Annotated in this window: 19 protein-coding genes; 17 read left to right on the plus strand and 2 right to left on the minus strand. The window is 56.9% G+C overall.

Annotated features, from left to right (window positions below; all coding sequences use genetic code 11):
* Nucleotides 1–7: 7 nt before the first annotated feature.
* The 5 genes from LRP57_RS01780 to LRP57_RS01800 all read left to right on the plus strand — a co-directional run bounded on the left by LRP57_RS01780 (nucleotide 8) and on the right by LRP57_RS01800 (nucleotide 3,366).
* On the plus strand, nucleotides 8–193 hold the full coding sequence (locus LRP57_RS01780) for a cell division protein (RefSeq protein WP_231204471.1): 186 nt from the start codon (nucleotides 8–10) through the stop codon (nucleotides 191–193).
* Nucleotides 190–963 (plus strand): hypothetical protein, encoded by a 774-nt coding sequence (locus tag LRP57_RS01785; RefSeq protein WP_231204473.1) that lies wholly within the window; start codon nucleotides 190–192, stop codon nucleotides 961–963. The genes LRP57_RS01780 and LRP57_RS01785 overlap by 4 nt, the downstream gene beginning before the upstream one ends.
* Nucleotides 964–1,045: 82 nt before the next feature.
* Nucleotides 1,046–1,333: a hypothetical protein gene (locus LRP57_RS01790; protein ID WP_231204475.1), complete on the plus strand. Its 288-nt coding sequence runs from the start codon at nucleotides 1,046–1,048 to the stop codon at nucleotides 1,331–1,333.
* 33 nt (nucleotides 1,334–1,366) lie between these two features.
* Nucleotides 1,367–1,657, plus strand: coding sequence for a pseudouridine synthase (locus tag LRP57_RS01795; RefSeq protein ID WP_231204477.1), 291 nt, complete (start codon nucleotides 1,367–1,369; stop codon nucleotides 1,655–1,657).
* A gap of 110 nt (nucleotides 1,658–1,767) precedes the next feature.
* Entirely contained in the window at nucleotides 1,768–3,366 is a 1,599-nt protein-coding gene (locus LRP57_RS01800; RefSeq protein WP_231204480.1) for a terminase large subunit, read from the plus strand.
* 62 nt (nucleotides 3,367–3,428) lie between these two features.
* Here the strand turns inward: LRP57_RS01800 and LRP57_RS01805 are convergent, their stop codons facing one another.
* A complete protein-coding gene (locus LRP57_RS01805) occupies nucleotides 3,429–4,112 on the minus strand; it encodes a hypothetical protein (protein ID WP_231204482.1) in 684 nt (227 codons plus the stop codon).
* Nucleotides 4,113–4,306: 194 nt separating this feature from the next.
* On the opposite strand from LRP57_RS01805, the gene LRP57_RS01810 reads away from it, so the two are divergent.
* From LRP57_RS01810 to LRP57_RS01850, 8 genes are all read left to right on the plus strand, one after another.
* The gene (locus LRP57_RS01810; protein WP_231204484.1) at nucleotides 4,307–5,662 is read left to right on the plus strand and encodes a phage portal protein; all 1,356 of its coding nucleotides are present in this window, start codon (nucleotides 4,307–4,309) and stop codon (nucleotides 5,660–5,662) included.
* Complete coding sequence (locus LRP57_RS01815) at nucleotides 5,613–6,419, plus strand: head maturation protease, ClpP-related (RefSeq protein WP_231204486.1); 807 nt, start codon at nucleotides 5,613–5,615, stop codon at nucleotides 6,417–6,419. Before LRP57_RS01810 ends, LRP57_RS01815 begins: the two co-directional genes overlap by 50 nt.
* 63 nt (nucleotides 6,420–6,482) lie before the next feature.
* Nucleotides 6,483–7,703 (plus strand): phage major capsid protein, encoded by a 1,221-nt coding sequence (locus tag LRP57_RS01820; protein WP_231204488.1) that lies wholly within the window; start codon nucleotides 6,483–6,485, stop codon nucleotides 7,701–7,703.
* A gap of 39 nt (nucleotides 7,704–7,742) precedes the next feature.
* The gene (locus LRP57_RS01825) at nucleotides 7,743–8,072 is read left to right on the plus strand and encodes a head-tail connector protein (RefSeq protein ID WP_231204490.1); all 330 of its coding nucleotides are present in this window, start codon (nucleotides 7,743–7,745) and stop codon (nucleotides 8,070–8,072) included.
* 28 nt (nucleotides 8,073–8,100) lie between these two features.
* Nucleotides 8,101–8,433, plus strand: coding sequence for a head-tail adaptor protein (locus LRP57_RS01830; protein ID WP_231204606.1), 333 nt, complete (start codon nucleotides 8,101–8,103; stop codon nucleotides 8,431–8,433).
* Between the two features lie 425 nt (nucleotides 8,434–8,858).
* A complete protein-coding gene (locus LRP57_RS01840; RefSeq protein WP_231204609.1) occupies nucleotides 8,859–9,197 on the plus strand; it encodes a hypothetical protein in 339 nt (112 codons plus the stop codon).
* Between the two features lie 114 nt (nucleotides 9,198–9,311).
* Nucleotides 9,312–9,905 (plus strand): major tail protein, encoded by a 594-nt coding sequence (locus tag LRP57_RS01845; RefSeq protein ID WP_231204492.1) that lies wholly within the window; start codon nucleotides 9,312–9,314, stop codon nucleotides 9,903–9,905.
* Nucleotides 9,906–9,928: 23 nt separating this feature from the next.
* Nucleotides 9,929–10,348: a hypothetical protein gene (locus LRP57_RS01850; protein ID WP_231204495.1), complete on the plus strand. Its 420-nt coding sequence runs from the start codon at nucleotides 9,929–9,931 to the stop codon at nucleotides 10,346–10,348.
* A gap of 201 nt (nucleotides 10,349–10,549) precedes the next feature.
* Here LRP57_RS01850 and LRP57_RS01855 read toward each other — a convergent pair whose 3' ends face one another.
* Complete coding sequence (locus tag LRP57_RS01855; protein ID WP_231204497.1) at nucleotides 10,550–11,272, minus strand: hypothetical protein; 723 nt, start codon at nucleotides 11,270–11,272, stop codon at nucleotides 10,550–10,552.
* 118 nt (nucleotides 11,273–11,390) lie between these two features.
* Here LRP57_RS01855 and LRP57_RS01860 point away from each other — a divergent pair, with 118 nt between their 5' ends.
* From LRP57_RS01860 to LRP57_RS01875, 4 genes are read left to right on the plus strand one after another with little or no spacing between them, the layout of a single operon-like run.
* The gene (locus LRP57_RS01860) at nucleotides 11,391–13,379 is read left to right on the plus strand and encodes a tape measure protein (protein ID WP_231204499.1); all 1,989 of its coding nucleotides are present in this window, start codon (nucleotides 11,391–11,393) and stop codon (nucleotides 13,377–13,379) included.
* Nucleotides 13,343–14,083 (plus strand): phage tail protein, encoded by a 741-nt coding sequence (locus LRP57_RS01865; protein WP_231204501.1) that lies wholly within the window; start codon nucleotides 13,343–13,345, stop codon nucleotides 14,081–14,083. The genes LRP57_RS01860 and LRP57_RS01865 overlap by 37 nt, the downstream gene beginning before the upstream one ends.
* A gap of 6 nt (nucleotides 14,084–14,089) precedes the next feature.
* Nucleotides 14,090–14,776, plus strand: a complete 687-nt coding sequence (locus LRP57_RS01870) for a phage tail protein (RefSeq protein ID WP_231204503.1) — start codon at nucleotides 14,090–14,092, stop codon at nucleotides 14,774–14,776.
* Nucleotides 14,773–17,385 (plus strand): phage tail spike protein, encoded by a 2,613-nt coding sequence (locus LRP57_RS01875; RefSeq protein WP_231204505.1) that lies wholly within the window; start codon nucleotides 14,773–14,775, stop codon nucleotides 17,383–17,385. Before LRP57_RS01870 ends, LRP57_RS01875 begins: the two co-directional genes overlap by 4 nt.
* The last annotated feature ends 8 nt before the right edge of the window (nucleotides 17,386–17,393 follow it).

Raw genomic sequence — 17,393 nt, forward strand, 5'->3', positions numbered from 1 at the left:
ACTGGTCATGAGTGAATTACACATCGAAATCAGCGAGCTTATCGCAGCCGGAGTCAACGTCTACGACCCCGAGGAAACCCTGCGGGTTGCCACAGCACGCGGCTACCAGCTGGTGGTGCGCGTGATCGAGTACGACCCGAAGTGTTTCTTCAGCTTTGTTGCCGCCTGGTTCGAGCAGGAGGTCGTGGCATGAGCATCCTCGCCTTCACCCCGCACAAGACGGGCAGGAAGAAGCTCGCCCAGCTTCTCGCCGATCACCTTGGCGTCAAGGCCACCTATCTGGGCACGCCCTCGTTTGCCTACCAGATCGCAGACGCCTCGCTGGATCGGGACTGGACCCTCTACCTGCCAGATGGCATCGACACGCAGGCCGTGCTCGAGGCTGCCCGCCAGGCAGGCTTTGCCACCACTGACCCGGGCGAGGTGGCGTTGACGGTCACGATGCCCACCACCGGGTGGAGTGAGCGCACTCGCACAAATCTCGAAGCGCTCCTGGCAGCCAAAGGGCCACTGATCGCCAAGGCTTTGGGCATCCCGGCCACACCCGTCGAGTTCAACGATGACGAGACAGTCTCGTTCCCGTGGTGTGAGTCGATTACGCCGGAGACGGCACGCGAGGCGGTGATCCCGCTTGTGGCCCGGCTCTGCCAGCGCGCCCAGGAGGCAACCCGGATTCGCTCCACGCCGCCTGCACCGGGCAATGACAAGTATACGATGCGCTGCTTTCTGCTCTCCCTGGGCTCATCGGCCCAGAACACAAGCAGGCCCGCCGCATCCTGCTGGCAGGCCTGGAGGGGGACGCCGCCTGGCGCACCCCAGCAAGCAGGAAGGAGAACTGACACATCAATCGCGACGCATGACCTGCTGGCACCCGGAAACCCTGCCACGAGCGGGGTTTCCCTCTCGTCACAAGCCTTGTTTTCCACGGTTTTCCTGGGTGCTGTAGATCTCAGCCTGATCTGAGCGCATATGACTGGATAAGCGTCCGCACCTATGGCTGTATGTACATGACGAAAGAACAGCACCTGAGGAAAGGAAAACAGCCATGAACACCACCGAGAAGCTCACCACCGAAGCCCTGCAGATGCGCGTCGACTCCTACGGGGCGGTCCTCGCATACGGCGACTACACGCTGGCAACCTTCGCGACCTGGACCAAGAAAGACGGCTACGGCAACAGCGCTCAGGTCTACCGCCTGACCGAAGCCCCGATCGACGGCTTCGGCCCGAACGCACGCGGTCGCAGCGAATGCGCCCTGAAACTCATCGCCAAGGCCGACCACATCTTCGCCGACGCCGGGCACGCCATCGCCTGGGCCCTGACCCAGATCTAACCAACACACCACACAGGCAAGAAGGAGTCGACGATGGACGCCACCAGAGAGCTGATCACCAACCACCTGGAGATCCCCGCAGACGCCGCTTCGCACGGCGAGATCCAGGCCGTCGCGGAGATCCCCTTCAGCGTCCTCGACGAGCTCGCCGAGGAGGTCTGGGCCGAGAAGATCCCGGTTCACACGCTCTCGCGCGTCGGCTGGCACTACACCAAGGCAGAGGAGATCATCGCCCTGGCCAGGCAGCGCGGCCTGTCCGATTGGCGCTACGGCGGTTTCGACACCGGCCAGGTGGTTGCCGACTTCCACGCCACCTACCGCTAACCCCCGTGCCGCCCCGACCCCCACGGATCGGGCCTGGCCCCACTCCGATCGTTTCACCCCACACGGTTGGGGCTTTTCTTATACCCACACGAGGAAGGAGTATCTGCCCGATGATGAGCACGTATCAGCCGACCAGGTTCATGGCAGACGGCTCCACCTACAACCAGCGCAAAGCGGATTTCGCTGTCGCGTTCATCCAGGCCCTCACCCACACCAAGGGCCGCTGGGCCGGTAAACCCTTCGAACTGATCGACTGGCAAGAGCAGATCATCCGTGACCTGTTTGGCACCCTCAAACCTGATGGGTTCCGTCAGTTCAACACCGCTTATGTTGAGATCCCGAAAAAGATGGGCAAGAGCGAGCTCGCCGCAGCCGTGGCACTGTTGCTCACGTGTGGGGATGGTGAGGAGCGCGCCGAGGTCTACGGGTGCGCAGCAGACCGCCAACAAGCCTCCATCGTGTTCGAGGTTGCAGCAGACATGGTCCGCAACAGCCCCGCACTGTCCCGCCGCGTCAAAATCCTCGCCAGCCAAAAACGGATCGTCTTCCAGCCCACCAACAGCTTCTACCAGGTCCTTTCGGCTGAGGCGTATTCCAAGCATGGGTTCAACATTCACGGCGTTGTCTTTGATGAGCTGCACACCCAGCCCGACCGGCGCCTATTCGACGTCATGACCAAAGGCTCCGGGGATGCCCGCACCCAACCCCTGTATTTTCTGATCACCACAGCCGGGTCAGACACGAACAGCATTTGCTATGAGACGCACCAAAAAGCCCAGGACATCTTAGAAGGCAGGAAGATCGACCCCACGTTCTACCCAGTCATTTACGGTGCAGACACCGATGATGACTGGACCGACGAGACCGTCTGGGCCAAGGCCAACCCGTCCCTGGGTATCACGGTCGGCATCGACAAGGTCCGTGCGGCCTGTGAGAGTGCAAAGCAAAACCCGGCCGAGGAAAACTCCTTCCGCCAACTCAGATTGAACCAGTGGGTGAAACAATCCGTGCGGTGGATGCCCATGACAGCGTGGGATGCATGCAAGCGCGACTTCCGGCCGGAGCAACTGCGGGGCCGAGTCTGCTACGGCGGCCTCGACCTGTCATCCACCACGGATATCACGGCGTTCGTCCAAGTCTTCCCACCCATCGAGGCCGGAGAACCCTACTTCGTCCTCCCGCACTTTTGGATCCCAGAAGACAACATTGAGCGCCGCGTCCTGCGTGACCGGGTCCCATACGACCTCTGGGCACGCCAAGGCCACCTCAACCTCACTGAAGGGAACGTGGTCCACTATGCGGCGATTGAACAAGCCATCGAGCAAATCTCTGAAATCTACGATTTGCGGGAGGTTGCCTTCGAGCGGTGGGGCACAGTCCAAATGACCCAAAACCTCGACCACATGGGCCTGACCGTCGTCCCCTTCGGCCAAGGCTTCAAAGACATGAGCCCACCGACTAAGGAGCTGATGAAGCTCGTGCTCGAGGGCAAGCTGGCCCATGATGGTCACCCGGTTTTGCGGTGGATGATGGACAACATCTTCATCCGCCAAGATCCTGCCGGGAACATCAAACCCGACAAAGAAAAGAGCACCGAGAAAATCGACGGTGTCGTCGCCACCATCATGGGACTAGACCGCGCCATACGTTGTGGGGCCGGGCCAGCATCAGAGTCGGTATACGACCAGCGAGGGTTACTGCTTCTTTGAAAAGTCTTGTGGGGGGAAGCGCATAGGCACCTACCCCCACAAGACGCTAAAGATTGTCTCCTTTAGCGCTGACAGTTACTATCAAACTCTGCTTGATCTTCAGCCGCAGTTTCAAGTTCTGCTGCTGTCAAGACTCGGTTGATAGGCCCCTGTCGTGAAAGAAGATAGCTCTGAGCATAGGTTTCTCGTTCAGGATCTCCCAGTGGTTCTACTAAGAAAGCACGACGGCCGCGATGAGTCTTGATCCCCTCAATCTCGCGGATTAAGCGACCGCCATCGAGGATGAAACCTGCGTAAGAAGCTAGGACTAGGCAATGCTGCTCGGTCAGGAAATCTGAATCCTCTTTACTAAGAGACCAATAACCGGTAACTCGTAGCTCGTTATTCTCAAGCAGAACCCACTCGTCGCCTGTCACATGTTGTTTGATGTCAATCAATCGATCAAGATTTCGTGGACCAGTGGCATCCACATACATAGATGGCACACAGTTCCCAGTTTCATAGCCGATCGAGCAGATTAGTGCTTTTTCTTCTGATTTGGGAATCCGTAAGTAGTTGGAACGAGCAGGGAAAAGTTTCTCGATTGATGTTCCCGTGTAGCGGTTACGCTCATTCCCAGAGGCACGATTGATGAGATGAAGTTTGATCAACTTCGATAGAGTATTGGATCCGATTCCCAGTTGACGCTTTACGTCTTCAAATCCGAGGGTGCTGTTGGTTGCACTGAAATCGTGTGGACGTGGCATGACTACCACCTTTCTGGAAGCAAAGGCTTCCAACTGGGCGTTCCGAGTTTCCCCTTGACGCCAGGTCAATTACTAGATGAATCCGCTCTCCAAGATCTGGGGAGGTCGTTCACTTGAAAGTCTAGACCTTCTCCCATCGCCATGTCAATAGGAACAGTCGAATCCGACTGGTCACAAATTGTAGGAGTGTATTTATGGGTTTCCTATCCTGGCTCGGCCTCAAACCACCTGAACCACCCCAACCTCAGAACAACTGGGCGCTAACGAACACTGAATTCTTCACCAGCCCTACATCTTCGGGTAAGTCGGTGACGGAGCGCAGTGCGATGCAGATGACCGCCGTCTATGCCTGCGTGCGCATCCTGGCTGAAGCCGTCGCCTCGCTGCCGTTGCATCTGTATCAGCAGCGCGAAGGCAGCACGGGCGGCAACGAACGAGCGACCGGGCACCCGTTGTATCGGGTGTTGCATGATGAGCCGAATGCGGAGATGACCTCGTTTGTGTTCCGTGAGACCCTCATGACTCACCTGCTGCTGTGGGGTAATGCTTATGCCCAAGTCATTCGCAACGGGCGCGGTGAGGTCATCGGCCTCTACCCGCTACTACCATCGCAGATGATCGTCGATAGGGATCCGGACACGGGCCTATTGCGTTACACCTATCGGCCTCAAACCATCGGTAGGCCGCCGGTGGTTGTTTTATCCCCAGCCGACGTCCTCCACATTCCAGGGCTCGGGTTTGATGGGCTGGTTGGGTATTCGCCGATTCAGATGGCACGTAACGCCATCGGCATGGGACTGGCCTGTGAAGAATACGGGGCGAGGCTCTTCGCCAACGGTGCCGCACCCGGTGGGGTACTTGAGCACCCGGGCACGATTCGTGACCCAGCAAGGGTGCGCGAATCGTGGCAGTCGACCTTTGGCGGGAGCGAGAATGCGGGCAAGATCGCCGTTTTGGAGGAGGGGATGAAGTACACGCCGATTGGGATTAGTCCGGAGCAGGCGCAGTTCTTGGAGACCCGCAAGTTCCAGATCAACGAGATCGCACGTATCTTCCGCATCCCACCCCACATGGTCGGAGACCTCGAAAAGAGCAGCTTTTCCAACATTGAGCAACAGTCGCTCGAGTTCGTGAAGTACACGCTCGACCCCTGGGTGATCAGGTGGGAACAAGCCCTCACCAAAACCCTCCTCACCGGAGCTGACCGGGAGAAGTACTCCATCGCCTTCAACCTTGAAGGACTGTTGCGTGGGGATTACGCCAGCCGGATGCATGGGTATGCGGTAGCACGCCAGAACGGGTGGAGGAGCGCCAACGACATCCGCCAACTCGAAAACCTCGACCTCATCCCAGCCGAGGATGGCGGGGACCTCTACCTAGTCAACGGCAACATGCTCCCACTCAACCAAGCGGGCAGTTACTACACCCACCGCCAAATGCAAGACACCCAACCAGACACACAACTTGATGAACCCAACAGTGATCCCAAGGAGGATGCAGATGACGGCGACAATGAGAGCCGACCCCACAGCACAGAAGACCCCCAATAGCCCCAAGCGTTTTTGGGATTATGCCACCAGCCCGGATGGTAAGCGCGTTCTGGAGCTGCGTGGTCCGATTGCGCCCGAGTCCTGGTTCGGAGACGAAACCACACCACAGCAATTTCGCGACGAACTCATGAGCGGCAGCGGCGACATTATCGTGTGGATCAACAGCCCTGGTGGGGATGTAGTGGCGGCTGCCGAGATTTATTCGATGCTCATGGACTACCCAGGGCACGTCACCGTCAAAATCGACGGCCTCGCAGCCAGCGCAGCGTCAGTGATTGCCATGGCTGGGAGCGAGGTGCTGATGAGTCCGGTGGCGATGTTGATGATTCATAACCCCATGACCGCCGCGATCGGCGACAGCGAGGAAATGCTCCGCGCTGTATCCATGCTGGCTGAGGTTAAGGAATCCATCCTCAACGCCTACGAACTCAAAACGGACATGGACCGTGCGGAGCTCAGTGAGTTGATGGATGCGGAGACCTGGATGGACGCGAACAAAGCCATCGAGCTGGGCTTTGCAGACGGCCTGATCAGCCCCGGTAGTCCGTTCCCGGCCGCGCAGCCAGATGCGAAAAGGTCAGCGATGGTGTTTTCTCGCCGCGCCGTCACGAACTCACTGTTGGATGCCATCAACGCAGACCTCACTGGTGGTCAAGAACCGCTCCCACTAGTAGTAGAGCCTGCTGCTCCTGACCCGCCGCCTGCTAGCCGCGCGGTCAATGACCTGTTATCCGCCCTCGATTCCTTGAAGCCCTAGCGCTATTCGCGCCGGGGCTTTTCTTATGCCCAATCCACCATTCGTGTTTTGAAAGGACACACCATGACTACAACGATGATTAATGATCTGCGAACCCGCCGTGCTGAGACGTGGGAGAAGGCTAAGGCCTTCCTCACTGAACGCCAGAGCGCCAATAACGGCATCCTGACCGCTGAGGATGATGAGGCTTACGCTCGTATGGAAGCCGAAATCGAAGCCTTCGGCCGCGAGATCGCCCGAGCAGAACGCGCCGCCGAGCTCGACGCCCAGTTGTCTAAGCCAGTGGCTTCACCGATTGCTGCCATGCCCGGCACCGTCACCCCAGAACCGGCTGGTAAGCCAGTTCCTTTCCGGGCTACGGATGAGTACCGGGAGAACTTTTGGAACGCCATGCGCATGGCCACCAACCCCTTCGAAGTACGCAACGCCCTCAAAGAAGGCGCTGACACTGAAGGCGGCTACCTGGTGCCGGATGAGTTCGAACGCACCCTCGTAGAAGCCCTTCAGGAAGAAAACATCATCCGTGGATTGGCTAAGCGCATTACCACCACATCTGGGGATCGCAAGATCCCCGTCGTGGCGACCCACGGTAAGGCTAACTGGCTCGATGAAGGGGCAGCGGTCACCGAGTCTGATGAGGCTTTCAAGCAGGTCACGCTGGGGGCTTATAAACTCTCCACCTTCATCAAGGTCAGTGAAGAACTCTTGGCTGACTCTGCGTTCAACATCGAGGCCTACCTGGCAAACGAGTTCGGCCGTCGTATCGGTGCTGCTGAAGAAGAAGCGTTCCTTGTCGGGGATGGGTCTAATAAGCCGACCGGAATCTTCCACAAGACTGGCGGAGCAGAAGAAGGCCTTAAGGCTGCCGCCCAGGCAGCGATCACCGCTGACGAACTCATCGATTTGTTCTATGCGCTCCGTAGCCCGTATCGAAAGAACGCCGTGTGGCTCACCAACGACTCCACGGTCAAGGCGATTCGGAAGCTGAAGGACAATCAGGGCCAGTACCTGTGGCAGCCCGCCCTGACGGCAGGGGCTCCGGACATGATCCTAGGCCGCCCCATTTATACCTCCAGCTTTGTGCCGGAGATTAAGGCCGGGGCAAAGACAGTGGCCTTCGGTGACTTGTCTTATTACTGGATTGCTGACCGTGCTGGCCGCTCGTTTAAGCGCCTGAATGAGTTGTTTGCGACGACGGGGCAGGTGGGGTTCATGGCAACCCAACGCGTCGATGGCAAGTTGATCCTGCCCGAGGCCGTCAAGGTGCTTGTTCAGAAGCAGTAATCCGCTGCCAGTTGTTGGAGAAGGGGGTGGCGTAACGCCATGGCACACGCGTTTAACCAAGCCCAGTTCATCGAAGCACTCAAGGCCAATTTGGTCCTTGAGCACAGCCAGGATGATGAGCTTTTGGGTGAGTTGATTCAGGCGGGATTGGATTACGCCACCTCCTACCAACACCTGGCCCCAGGTCACTACGAGAATCACCCGTTGTCGGAGTCGACGTATCGTGCGGTGATCATGCTGGCAACACACTTCTACGAATCCAGGGATGGCTCAACCGGCGGGTTTTTCGCTGATAACGCGCAGGCCGCCGCCCGCGTGTGGGAAGCCGTCAACCGACTACTGATTCTCGACAGGGATTGGAAAGTCTAAAAAGCACAGAGGGAGGGGGTGAGCAGTGATGGGTTTGGGATTGCTCCGCACAGAGCTGTTGTTTGTTGACGACATGGCGAACAGTGACCGTCAAGGCTTTTACACAAAACCTGCCTTGGAGGGTTTCACCTGTCGTGGGGTCTTCGAGGAGCGTTCTGCCACCACCCGGTGGGCGAACCTGGCCGGATTCGAACAAGTAGACGCGGTAGCGAAAATTCGCACCCAACCACGCTTGGTCCCGGTCACGGGTCAGAAAGTCGTTGCTGATGGGCAACTGTTCACCATTACCGGGATTGAAAACGTCAAAGGCCGAGGCCGCTACCTCGTCTTGTTTCTACGCAGGGAGGTGCATCGTGGCTAGAACACAAATCAAAATGCCAACCAAAACCCTCGAGGCCTTCGCTCACCTGACCACAGCAATGCCCGAGATTGCCGACGAGGCCGTCACAGCCGGCGGGCGGGTCGTAGAAAGCCGGGTCCGGGCGAACTTGTCCGCGGCTATTGGGAATACCAAGGGCAAGTCACGCTCCACGGGGCAGTTGTTGGGCACTTTGGGGTTGAGTCCTGCGAAAGTGGACCGCAAGGGTGATCACAACGTGAAAGTCGGGTTCACCGAGAACCGCAGGGATGGGCGCCCCAACGCCCTGATCGCCAACGTCCTCGAATACGGCAAGGCCGGGCAAACGCCCCGCCCATTCCTACGCCCGGCTAGAGCCTCAAGTCGGCGGGCCTGCTTGGAGACAATGAAACAAGTGCTGCAAAACCGGATGAGAGGCAGGTGGGCCCATGGAGTGTTTAGAGATTTTGGTGAGTGTTTTTCGCCGTCTTGGCATGGAAGTGTTCACCGGCACCTGGCCAGCCCTACCGGCCAGCGACTACGTCGTCCTCCTACCCCTAGTGGACGTCTACGACCTGCACGCCGATAACCAACCCGGTGTGGAGATTCAGTACGTAAGAGTCAACCTGTTCAGCCAAGAGAACTACCTGCCACTGGTCTACCGGCTCCTAGCGCTATTGCGCCAAAACGACCTGACGGTTAGTGAGCGCCGCTATATCGGCCATGACCCCGAGGCCGGCTACCACCACTACGTCGTTGAAGTCGCACTCACCACTGACCCCCACTAGTACGGGGGTCTTTCTACTCGCAAGTCGTTGTTTCACAGCTTGAAGAACTGACCCCCACTAGTACGGGGGTCTTTCCATATATCCACCCGCATTTGTCTTTGAAGGAGGACACTCATGGCCACGATTGGTCTTGACAAGCTCTACTACGCCACCATCACCGAAAACCCCGAAGGGGAAGAAACCTACGCGACCCCCAAACCTCTGGCTAAAGCCATCTCCGCCGAACTCTCCGTTGAACTAGCAGAGGCTATTTTGTACGCCGACGACGGCGCATCAGAGGTGGTCAAGGAGTTCAAATCCGGCACCCTCACCCTGGGCATCGATGATCTCAAGCCCGAGGTCGCAGCTGAACTGACCGGCTGCACCCTCGATGACAACAAGGTCCTGGTCGCCACCAGTGAGGATGGGGCCAAGCCGGTCGCTATCTCTTTCCGCGCCCGCCGCTCTAACGGCAAGTACACGTATTTCTGGCTCTACCGGGTCAAGTTCGCCCCGTCCGCCACCAGTCTGAACACCAAGGGCGATTCGATTTCGTTTGCGACCCCGAGCATTGAGGGGACCATCATGCGGCGTAACAAGGCTGAGAAGAACGGCCTGCACCCGTGGAAAGCCGAAGTCACCGAAGGCGTTGATGGGGTCAAGCCTCAGACCATTACGGATTGGTACAAGAAGGTTTACGAACCCACCATCACCCCCAAGAGCGCCTGAGGCGGGAAGGAGAAGACTGAATCATGAGTAGCGAAACCTTGACCATGGAAAACCCCGCACTCGATGGCCGCACCGCCACAGTCACCATCGCAGGCACCGAATACACCCTCGTCCTTTCGACGGGGGCGACTAGGAAGATTGCGGCCCGCTATGGCGGCCTAGATCAGCTCGGCGAAAAACTCCTCACGGGTGAGGATATGGACCAGGCTTTGGGTGAGATCATCTGGATTGTCACCTTGTTGGCTAACCAGGGCATCCAAATCCACAACTTTGCCCATCCTGATGACAAGCAGGAGTTGCTCACTGAATACCTGGTTGAGTTGCTGACCTGTCCGGCTGATTTGGCTGGTTACCGTGAGGCCATCACGGCCGCTTTGGTGAACGGCACTCGCCGCGAGATTGTGTCCCAGGAGCCGGTGGGAAAAGACCAGCAGGCCGAGTAGCAGATTCTGATGAGGCCACGTTTATCCGCCTGCTCCACTGGGGCGTAACTGTCCTGGGGTTGGGGCAGGCGGATGTCTGGCACATGCCCCTCGGCCTGCTACTCGACCTGATCGAATGCCACCGCCAACACACCGGCACCGCAAGCCCTTTGCGGGAGACATTCATTGATGACGTCATCCCGTTCGGGGTTTAGAAGACTGTCAACATTGTCGGGAACGAGCTTTCTTTTTGATTCGCTCGATTCGCTTATCCCAGTCACCGTCCCATTTACTATTTGCAGCACCTTCCAGTAGTTTAAGGGCATCTTCATAGCGTTTTTCTTTTTCAAGAATAATCGCCAGCCTTTTGAACCCCTTGTGACTGGGATAAATAATTGATTGGTTTTTCTTTCCAGGTACGGCAAGACGTTTTTCTCTCCTAATGTAGGCTTTCATCGCCTCTGACTGCATTTCTACTTGCATCCGAGCGGCAGCTTTGCAGCGTTCAAGAAGTAACGGATCTTCACGAAAACGATAATAAATTTCTGCCAAGGCACCAAGGGCTAGATGCTTTGAAAATATCGCGTCGTCTCCGGTCGCTGGCGATAGCTTCTCCTTTACTTCCCAGGCTTTATCAGCAATCTTCAGGATCAATCTAGACTGCTCGGGGTCGTTCGGCTTAAACCATCCAGCTAAAACTGACAACCAAAACGCAGTAGTTTGCGAAGACTCTACATTACTCATTAACAGTGTGGATTTTGAATTAGATACACCCATTGGTTTGTAGGTATTGATGATGAGCTTTCGTTCTGACTCATTAAGTTCATGCAACCACCAATCCTCAAGACCGTAGTATCCGATTTCACCCCTTATGGGGATATTTTTCATTGATTTATCGGTCGTAGCAGGATCTTGCAAGCCGAGTAGTCGAGACCAAAAACCCATCAGGAACTCTCCTTGTTCAAACTGAAATGGCTTTTGTCATTATGCGGGAACGTCAGCTGACCAGCCATTTTGAAATTCCATCTCCATTATCCATGCTTTACAACTTAAGGAACCGCTCATGGCTGAAGACTTCGGACTGAAAATCGCGCTGCAGGGTGAGCGGGAGTTCAAGAAGGCGATCACGGAGATCAACGCGTCCTTTAGGGTGCTCGGCAGTGAGATGAAGCTGGTTGATGCCCAGTTCAAGCGCTCTGATGATGCTCAGGCCAAGTACGCCGCCAAAGGCAAAGTGTTGGCTGAGCAAATCAGCGCTCAGCGGGACAAGATCAATACCCTCGAAGCAGCCTTGAAGAACGCTGCGACGAATTTCGGGGAGACTGACCGGCGCACTCTGGCTTGGCAGACGCAGCTCAATAATGCGAAGGCGGTGTTGGCTGACCTTGAGGGAGAGTTGGAGGACAACAACAAAACCCTCGAAACCTTCGGTGATAACGCTGATGATGCTGGGGATGACGCACGGGACGCAGCCAAAGACACCGGCCGCCTAGAAGACGCGGTTGACGATCTTGGCGACGAGATGGACTCAAGCGGCAAGAAGGCACTGTCCTTCGGCGACGTGCTGAAAGCCAACCTCGCTAGTGAGGCCATTGTTGCTGGGGTTAAGGCTATCGGCAGTGCGATCAAGGCCGTGAGGCGTGGGTTTGTGGACGCGATGAAGGACGGCATCCAGTACAACGCGACTATGGAGTCCTACACGGCGTCGTTCACTACGATGCTTGGTAATGAGGCCAAGGCCCACCAGCTCGTCGCTGACTTGAAGGCCCGCGCGACCTCGACCCCGTATGGGATGCAGGATTTGGCTGATGCGACCCGCACCCTCATGTCCTTTGGTATCAGCGCGCAGGATGCGCAGAAGTACATGGGGATGCTTGGGGATGTGGCCCAGGGTGATAAGGAGAAGTTTTCTTCGCTGTCTTTGGCGTTTGCTCAGGTCTCCTCTGCTGGCAAGCTCACGGGCCAGGACCTGATGCAGATGATTAAGGCCGGCTTCAACCCTTTGGAAGAAATCTCCCGTAAGACCGGCAAGAGTATTGGTGAGCTCAAGGAGGAGATGAGTAAGGGCGCTATTTCGGCTGAGATGGTGGCTGAGGCCTTCGAGTCTGCTACGGCTGAGGGTGGGCGTTTTTATGGGGCGATGGAGAATCAGTCCAAAACCTTCAACGGCCAACTCTCCACCCTCCAAGACGGGGTCGCCAACCTTAAAGGCCAGTTGGCCGGTGGGCTCACCGAAATGCTCTCTGGCTCCGTGATGCCGATAGTCAACGGCTGGGTCTCCGCCCTGTCCGAAGCCTTCGAAAAAGATGGTGTCGATGGGCTGATCACCGCTTTAGGTCAGGTCATCCAAGAGGCCCTGGCCTTCATCAGCGAGCAGCTACCGGCCTTCTTAGATGCGGCCTTGCGGATTGTCACGTCGTTGGCTGATGGTTTGATTCAGGTTTTGCCTGCGATTACCGAGGCCGCAACCGGACTACTCATCGCCCTCGTCCAAGGGATCCTGCAGTTGCTGCCCGAGCTCACGACGGCGGCCGCCACCATGGTCGCCACCCTCGCCAGTGGCATCGGTCAGGCACTACCCGAGTTGATTCCGGCTGCTATTGCGGCGATCGTCGGGATCGTCCAAGCCTTGATTGACAACCTACCAATGCTGCTTGATGCTGCGCTGCAGTTGGTGACGGGGTTGGCGCAGGGCATTATCGAAGCCATCCCGGTACTCATCGAAGCACTACCAGCGCTCATTGAGTCACTGTTGGAGTTTTTGGTGGGTGCGATCCCGCAACTCATTGAAGCTGGCATCACTCTACTCACTTCGCTGGTAGAAGCCCTCCCAACGATTATTGAGACGATCGTGGCGGCTTTACCGCAGATTATTGATGCGATCATCAACGCCGTCCTCGGGTCATTGCCGTTGTTGATTGATGCTGGCATCAAACTGTTCGTCGCATTGATTCAGGCGTTGCCGACGATCATCACACCACCATCATCTCCGCCATCCCTAGAATCATCAGCAGCGTGCTCAACGCGATCAGTAGCCATATTCCGCAGCTGATGATGATGGGCGTCACCCTACTGACCGCACTCATCCGCAATCTGCCCACGATCATTTCCACGATCGTGTCTGCGATTCCGCAGATTGTTTCTGGGATTGTGAGCGCGTTTGGGCAGGGCGTTAGTCAGATGGTGAGTGTGGGTGGGAATCTGGTGCGGGGCTTGTGGAACGGCATCCAAGGCCTAGCCGGATGGCTATGGGACTCAGTATCTAACTGGGTTTCAGGTATTTGGGATGGCATCACGTCATTCTTCGGTATCCACTCACCCTCACGCAAGACGGCGTGGGCCGGTGAAATGCTCGCACGCGGTCTCGCTGCCGGTATCAACGACAACGCCCAGCGCGCCACCAAAGCCGCAGATGCCATGGCCTCCGATATCGACGCCGCCTTCACCAGCCTCACCGAAGGCCTGGACGTGCCAATCGATGTCAAGACCCAGGCCCAGTTCGCTCACCTCGACCAAACCACTGCCGCGCTAACTACTGGGATTTCCAATGGTGAGGGCGGTACTGGTTTGTCAGCGGAGGGTATTCAGTCTGTGGTCGAAGCCGTGGTGCCTTCGATGCTCAAGGGTATGGATATTCGGGTGGTGCTTGATGACGGAACCCTAGTCGGCCACCTCGCACCCCGCATCGATACCAGCCTTGCGGGACTAGCCCGCCGCAACCCGCTACTTGCCATCAACTCAAGAGAAGGAGGATGATTCCCCGTGTTTACGTTGGATGGAACTATCCAGGCTCGCCGGGACCTGAACCTGCACCTGGCTTCTCCAGTGAAGCTGAGTCCGGCGGGACGGGTGCTGGAACAGATTGTGGTGCCAGGCCGTGAAGGCACCCTCACCCGCGAGCAAGGATGGAATGACCGGCTCATCACCCTCGACCTGATCATCCGCTCTAGTGATGTGATGCGGGCATGGCGCAAAGCAGTAGTGGCACTAACAAACGCTCAGCGGATTGCTTTCCGCCATGACACAGGCGTGTTCTATCAAGTCAAGAGCGTCACTTTTAGTGAGCTGGTGAGGGTGTCTCCGATGATGGGTCAGTTCCAAGCCACCCTCCTTTGTGGCCCTTTCGCCTACCTGACGGGTGTGGAAAACATTGTCTTGACTAAGAGTGGGAACATCACTAACCCCGGTAATGCTGTTGCTCGTCCGGTCTTCACGGTGTACGGCAGTGGCAGGGTGTTTTTTGAGACCAACGGATACAGGGTGGACCTGAAAATCGACTCCGACCAACTCACCGTCGACAGTTCCCTCATGGAGTGCCGCAAGGGCAATGTGGCGCAAAACCAACACATGACCGGCCCATTCCCAACCATCCGCCCCGGCAAATCCCACGTCCAACTAGGCCCAGGGGTCAGCCAGCTTGTCATTGAACCGAGGTGGAGGAACCAATGATCACCACACACCCCGCAAACGCGATCCCCAAAACAGACGTCACTACAGACAACGGACTAGCCGTCCTTGATGCCCAGATCATCAACCCCGTGGTGACTGAAGAACTCGGTGGCACGTTTGCCTTGGAGTTCGACTACCCCCTCACAGCCAAAGGAGCCTCATCCTTGCAGGTTGGGAACCTGGTGCGCTGTCCAGCACCAGTACTTGGAGGCCAGTTTTTCCGCATCCACCACTGTCAGACCAACGAACACCACCAGGTGCATGTCACGGCTCAGCATGTGTTCTATGACTTGGCTGCAAACCTTTTGATGGATACCAACCTGGTCAACGAAGACGCAAACGGCGCACTAACCCGCGTCCTTGCTGGGGCGCAGTTCAAGCACCCGTTCACCGCAACCAGCAACCTGAGTACTCGTGCCTCACCCCGCCTCGTTAGGGTGTCTGTCGCTTCAGTCCTGATGGATCCGGACCTTGATAACGGGATCGTGAACCGCTGGGGTGGGGAGCTAATCCGAAACAACACCCACATCTCCCTCGTGTCTAAGCGTGGGGCGGATAACGGGGTGCAAATCCGGGCAGGTAAGAACCTGTTGTCCATGACCGCGTCAGTGGACTACTCAACGGTGGTCACCCGCATCGTGCCGGTGGGGTTTGATGGGCTGATGCTCCCGGAGAAATGGGTCGACTCGAGAAAACTTGATCAATACCCTCACCCCAGGGTTGGGGTAATCAAGTTTGATCACATCAAATCCACCGCCACCCCAAACGGAGCCAGCGCTGAGGACGCACTACCACCAAAGCAGGCTGAGAACGCTTTGCGCCAAGCAGCAAAACAGCAATTCGCCCTCCAGCGCATCGATGAGCCAACCCGAACCTGGACAGTGAACTTAATCGATTTGGCCGGAACAAAGGAATATGCCCATCTTCGTGCTTTGGAGAGTGTGGCAATCGGTGACGTTGTCACGGTCAAAGACCTGGACGCTGGTGTGGATGTGTCGGCGCGGGTGGTGGCCTACCAATACAACCCCCTCACCGAGGGCTACACGCAGGTGACGCTGGGATCCTTCACCCCAAGGATTACCAGCCAATCCACTAGGGCCATGGCGGTAGCAGGAAACGCGATGGGGGCTGCCCTGGATGCTAGCGCCCAGGCCGGAGCGGTCACCACCGTGGCTGGTGACGCTATGGCCAGGGCTGACCAGGCTTTTGCTTCTGTTGGTGAGGTTTCTGGGCGGGTGGATGAGGCTCTGATGGCGGCGAACGGTAAAAACCGCAACCACTACGGCAGTGCCACTCCTAAGGATCCACGCCCCGGTGATGTCTGGTTCAAAACGAACGGTGAGAAGCAGGAAATCTGGATCTACGAGCAGCGAAACAACCGTTACGACTGGTTCCCAATCGCCACGGATCTGACCTATATGGAGGCTAAACAACGCCTCGACGAGACAGAAGCTGCGATAGCGGAAGCCAAAGACGTTGCAGATGCGGCCATCAAAGCAGGCACCGAGGTCCGCACCCGTGTGCGTAGCGCTTCAAGGGATGCTGAGAAGGCTCTTTTGAAGGCTCAGGAGGCAGTCGATAAGGGAGCCGAGAACGCCAAGCTAGTTGAGGACTACCAGATTGTGGTCGGAAGCCTCCTCGAAGGGGCCCGCTCGAAAATAACTCAACTTTCAAGTGCTGTGAACCTGAGGGTGGAAAAAGACCAGGTCATCAACCAAATCAACATTTCGCGTGAGGACATCCTCATCGATGGGACCAAGGTTCACATCACAGGTCAAACCACAATCGATCAGGCAGTAATCACGGGGGCGATGATCAAAGACGGCACCATTGACAGCGCGAAAATTGCCAGTTTGGATGCTGGCAAGATCACTACTGCCACACTGGCAGCGAGCAGAATCGGGGCAAGGTCGATTAGTGCTGACAAGCTTGCAACGAATGCCATTCAAGTTGGCTTATCGGGATGGAGCCAGAGCATCCGTATTAGTCCCACGGAGATCCGCTGGTACAACGGCAACACCCTCACCGGCAAAGTGAGCTCAAGTGGTTTGCAGTTTTATTACGACACCAAGTACATCGGACAAATCGGTGAAGCAGGATTCAAAAACAAACCCGAGAGCGTCAAGGGCCTCAACACCATGCTCTCCAAGGACGCCTCATATGCGGCCTGGACGTATGGGGCCGGCAGCAACGACCACGTCGTGCTCTTAACCCTTGACCCGAAAGGCTCCGTCATGGGGGCACGTGGTCTGCATCTGGGCATTGACCTGCACCTGGGTGGGAACAAAATAATGACAACGGGTAAACGTGGGATCAAACTGCTCGATTCCAACGTTAACCGCACGATGATGCCGGCCTGGTGTAGCGAGAATACCCGCAGCCAGGTCGCCTTCTCCAGTGGGGCGCTCTTTTTGGTGACAGATAACAACCTCTACTCGGTCACCCAGATCACCAAGCGTCTTAATGAGGTGATTATGCGGGTCAACCACCTCATCACTTATCTGAACAAGGGCTGGGTCCAAGAAGTCCACGATATCGGAGGCGGCAGAGTCGCCTGGTCGAGCTACAAGAACACCGGCCTATCGACCATGTCCACCAACCTCACCTAACCGAAAGG

The organism is Schaalia sp. lx-260 (assembly GCF_021083645.1).
GTDB lineage: Bacteria > Actinomycetota > Actinomycetes > Actinomycetales > Actinomycetaceae > Pauljensenia.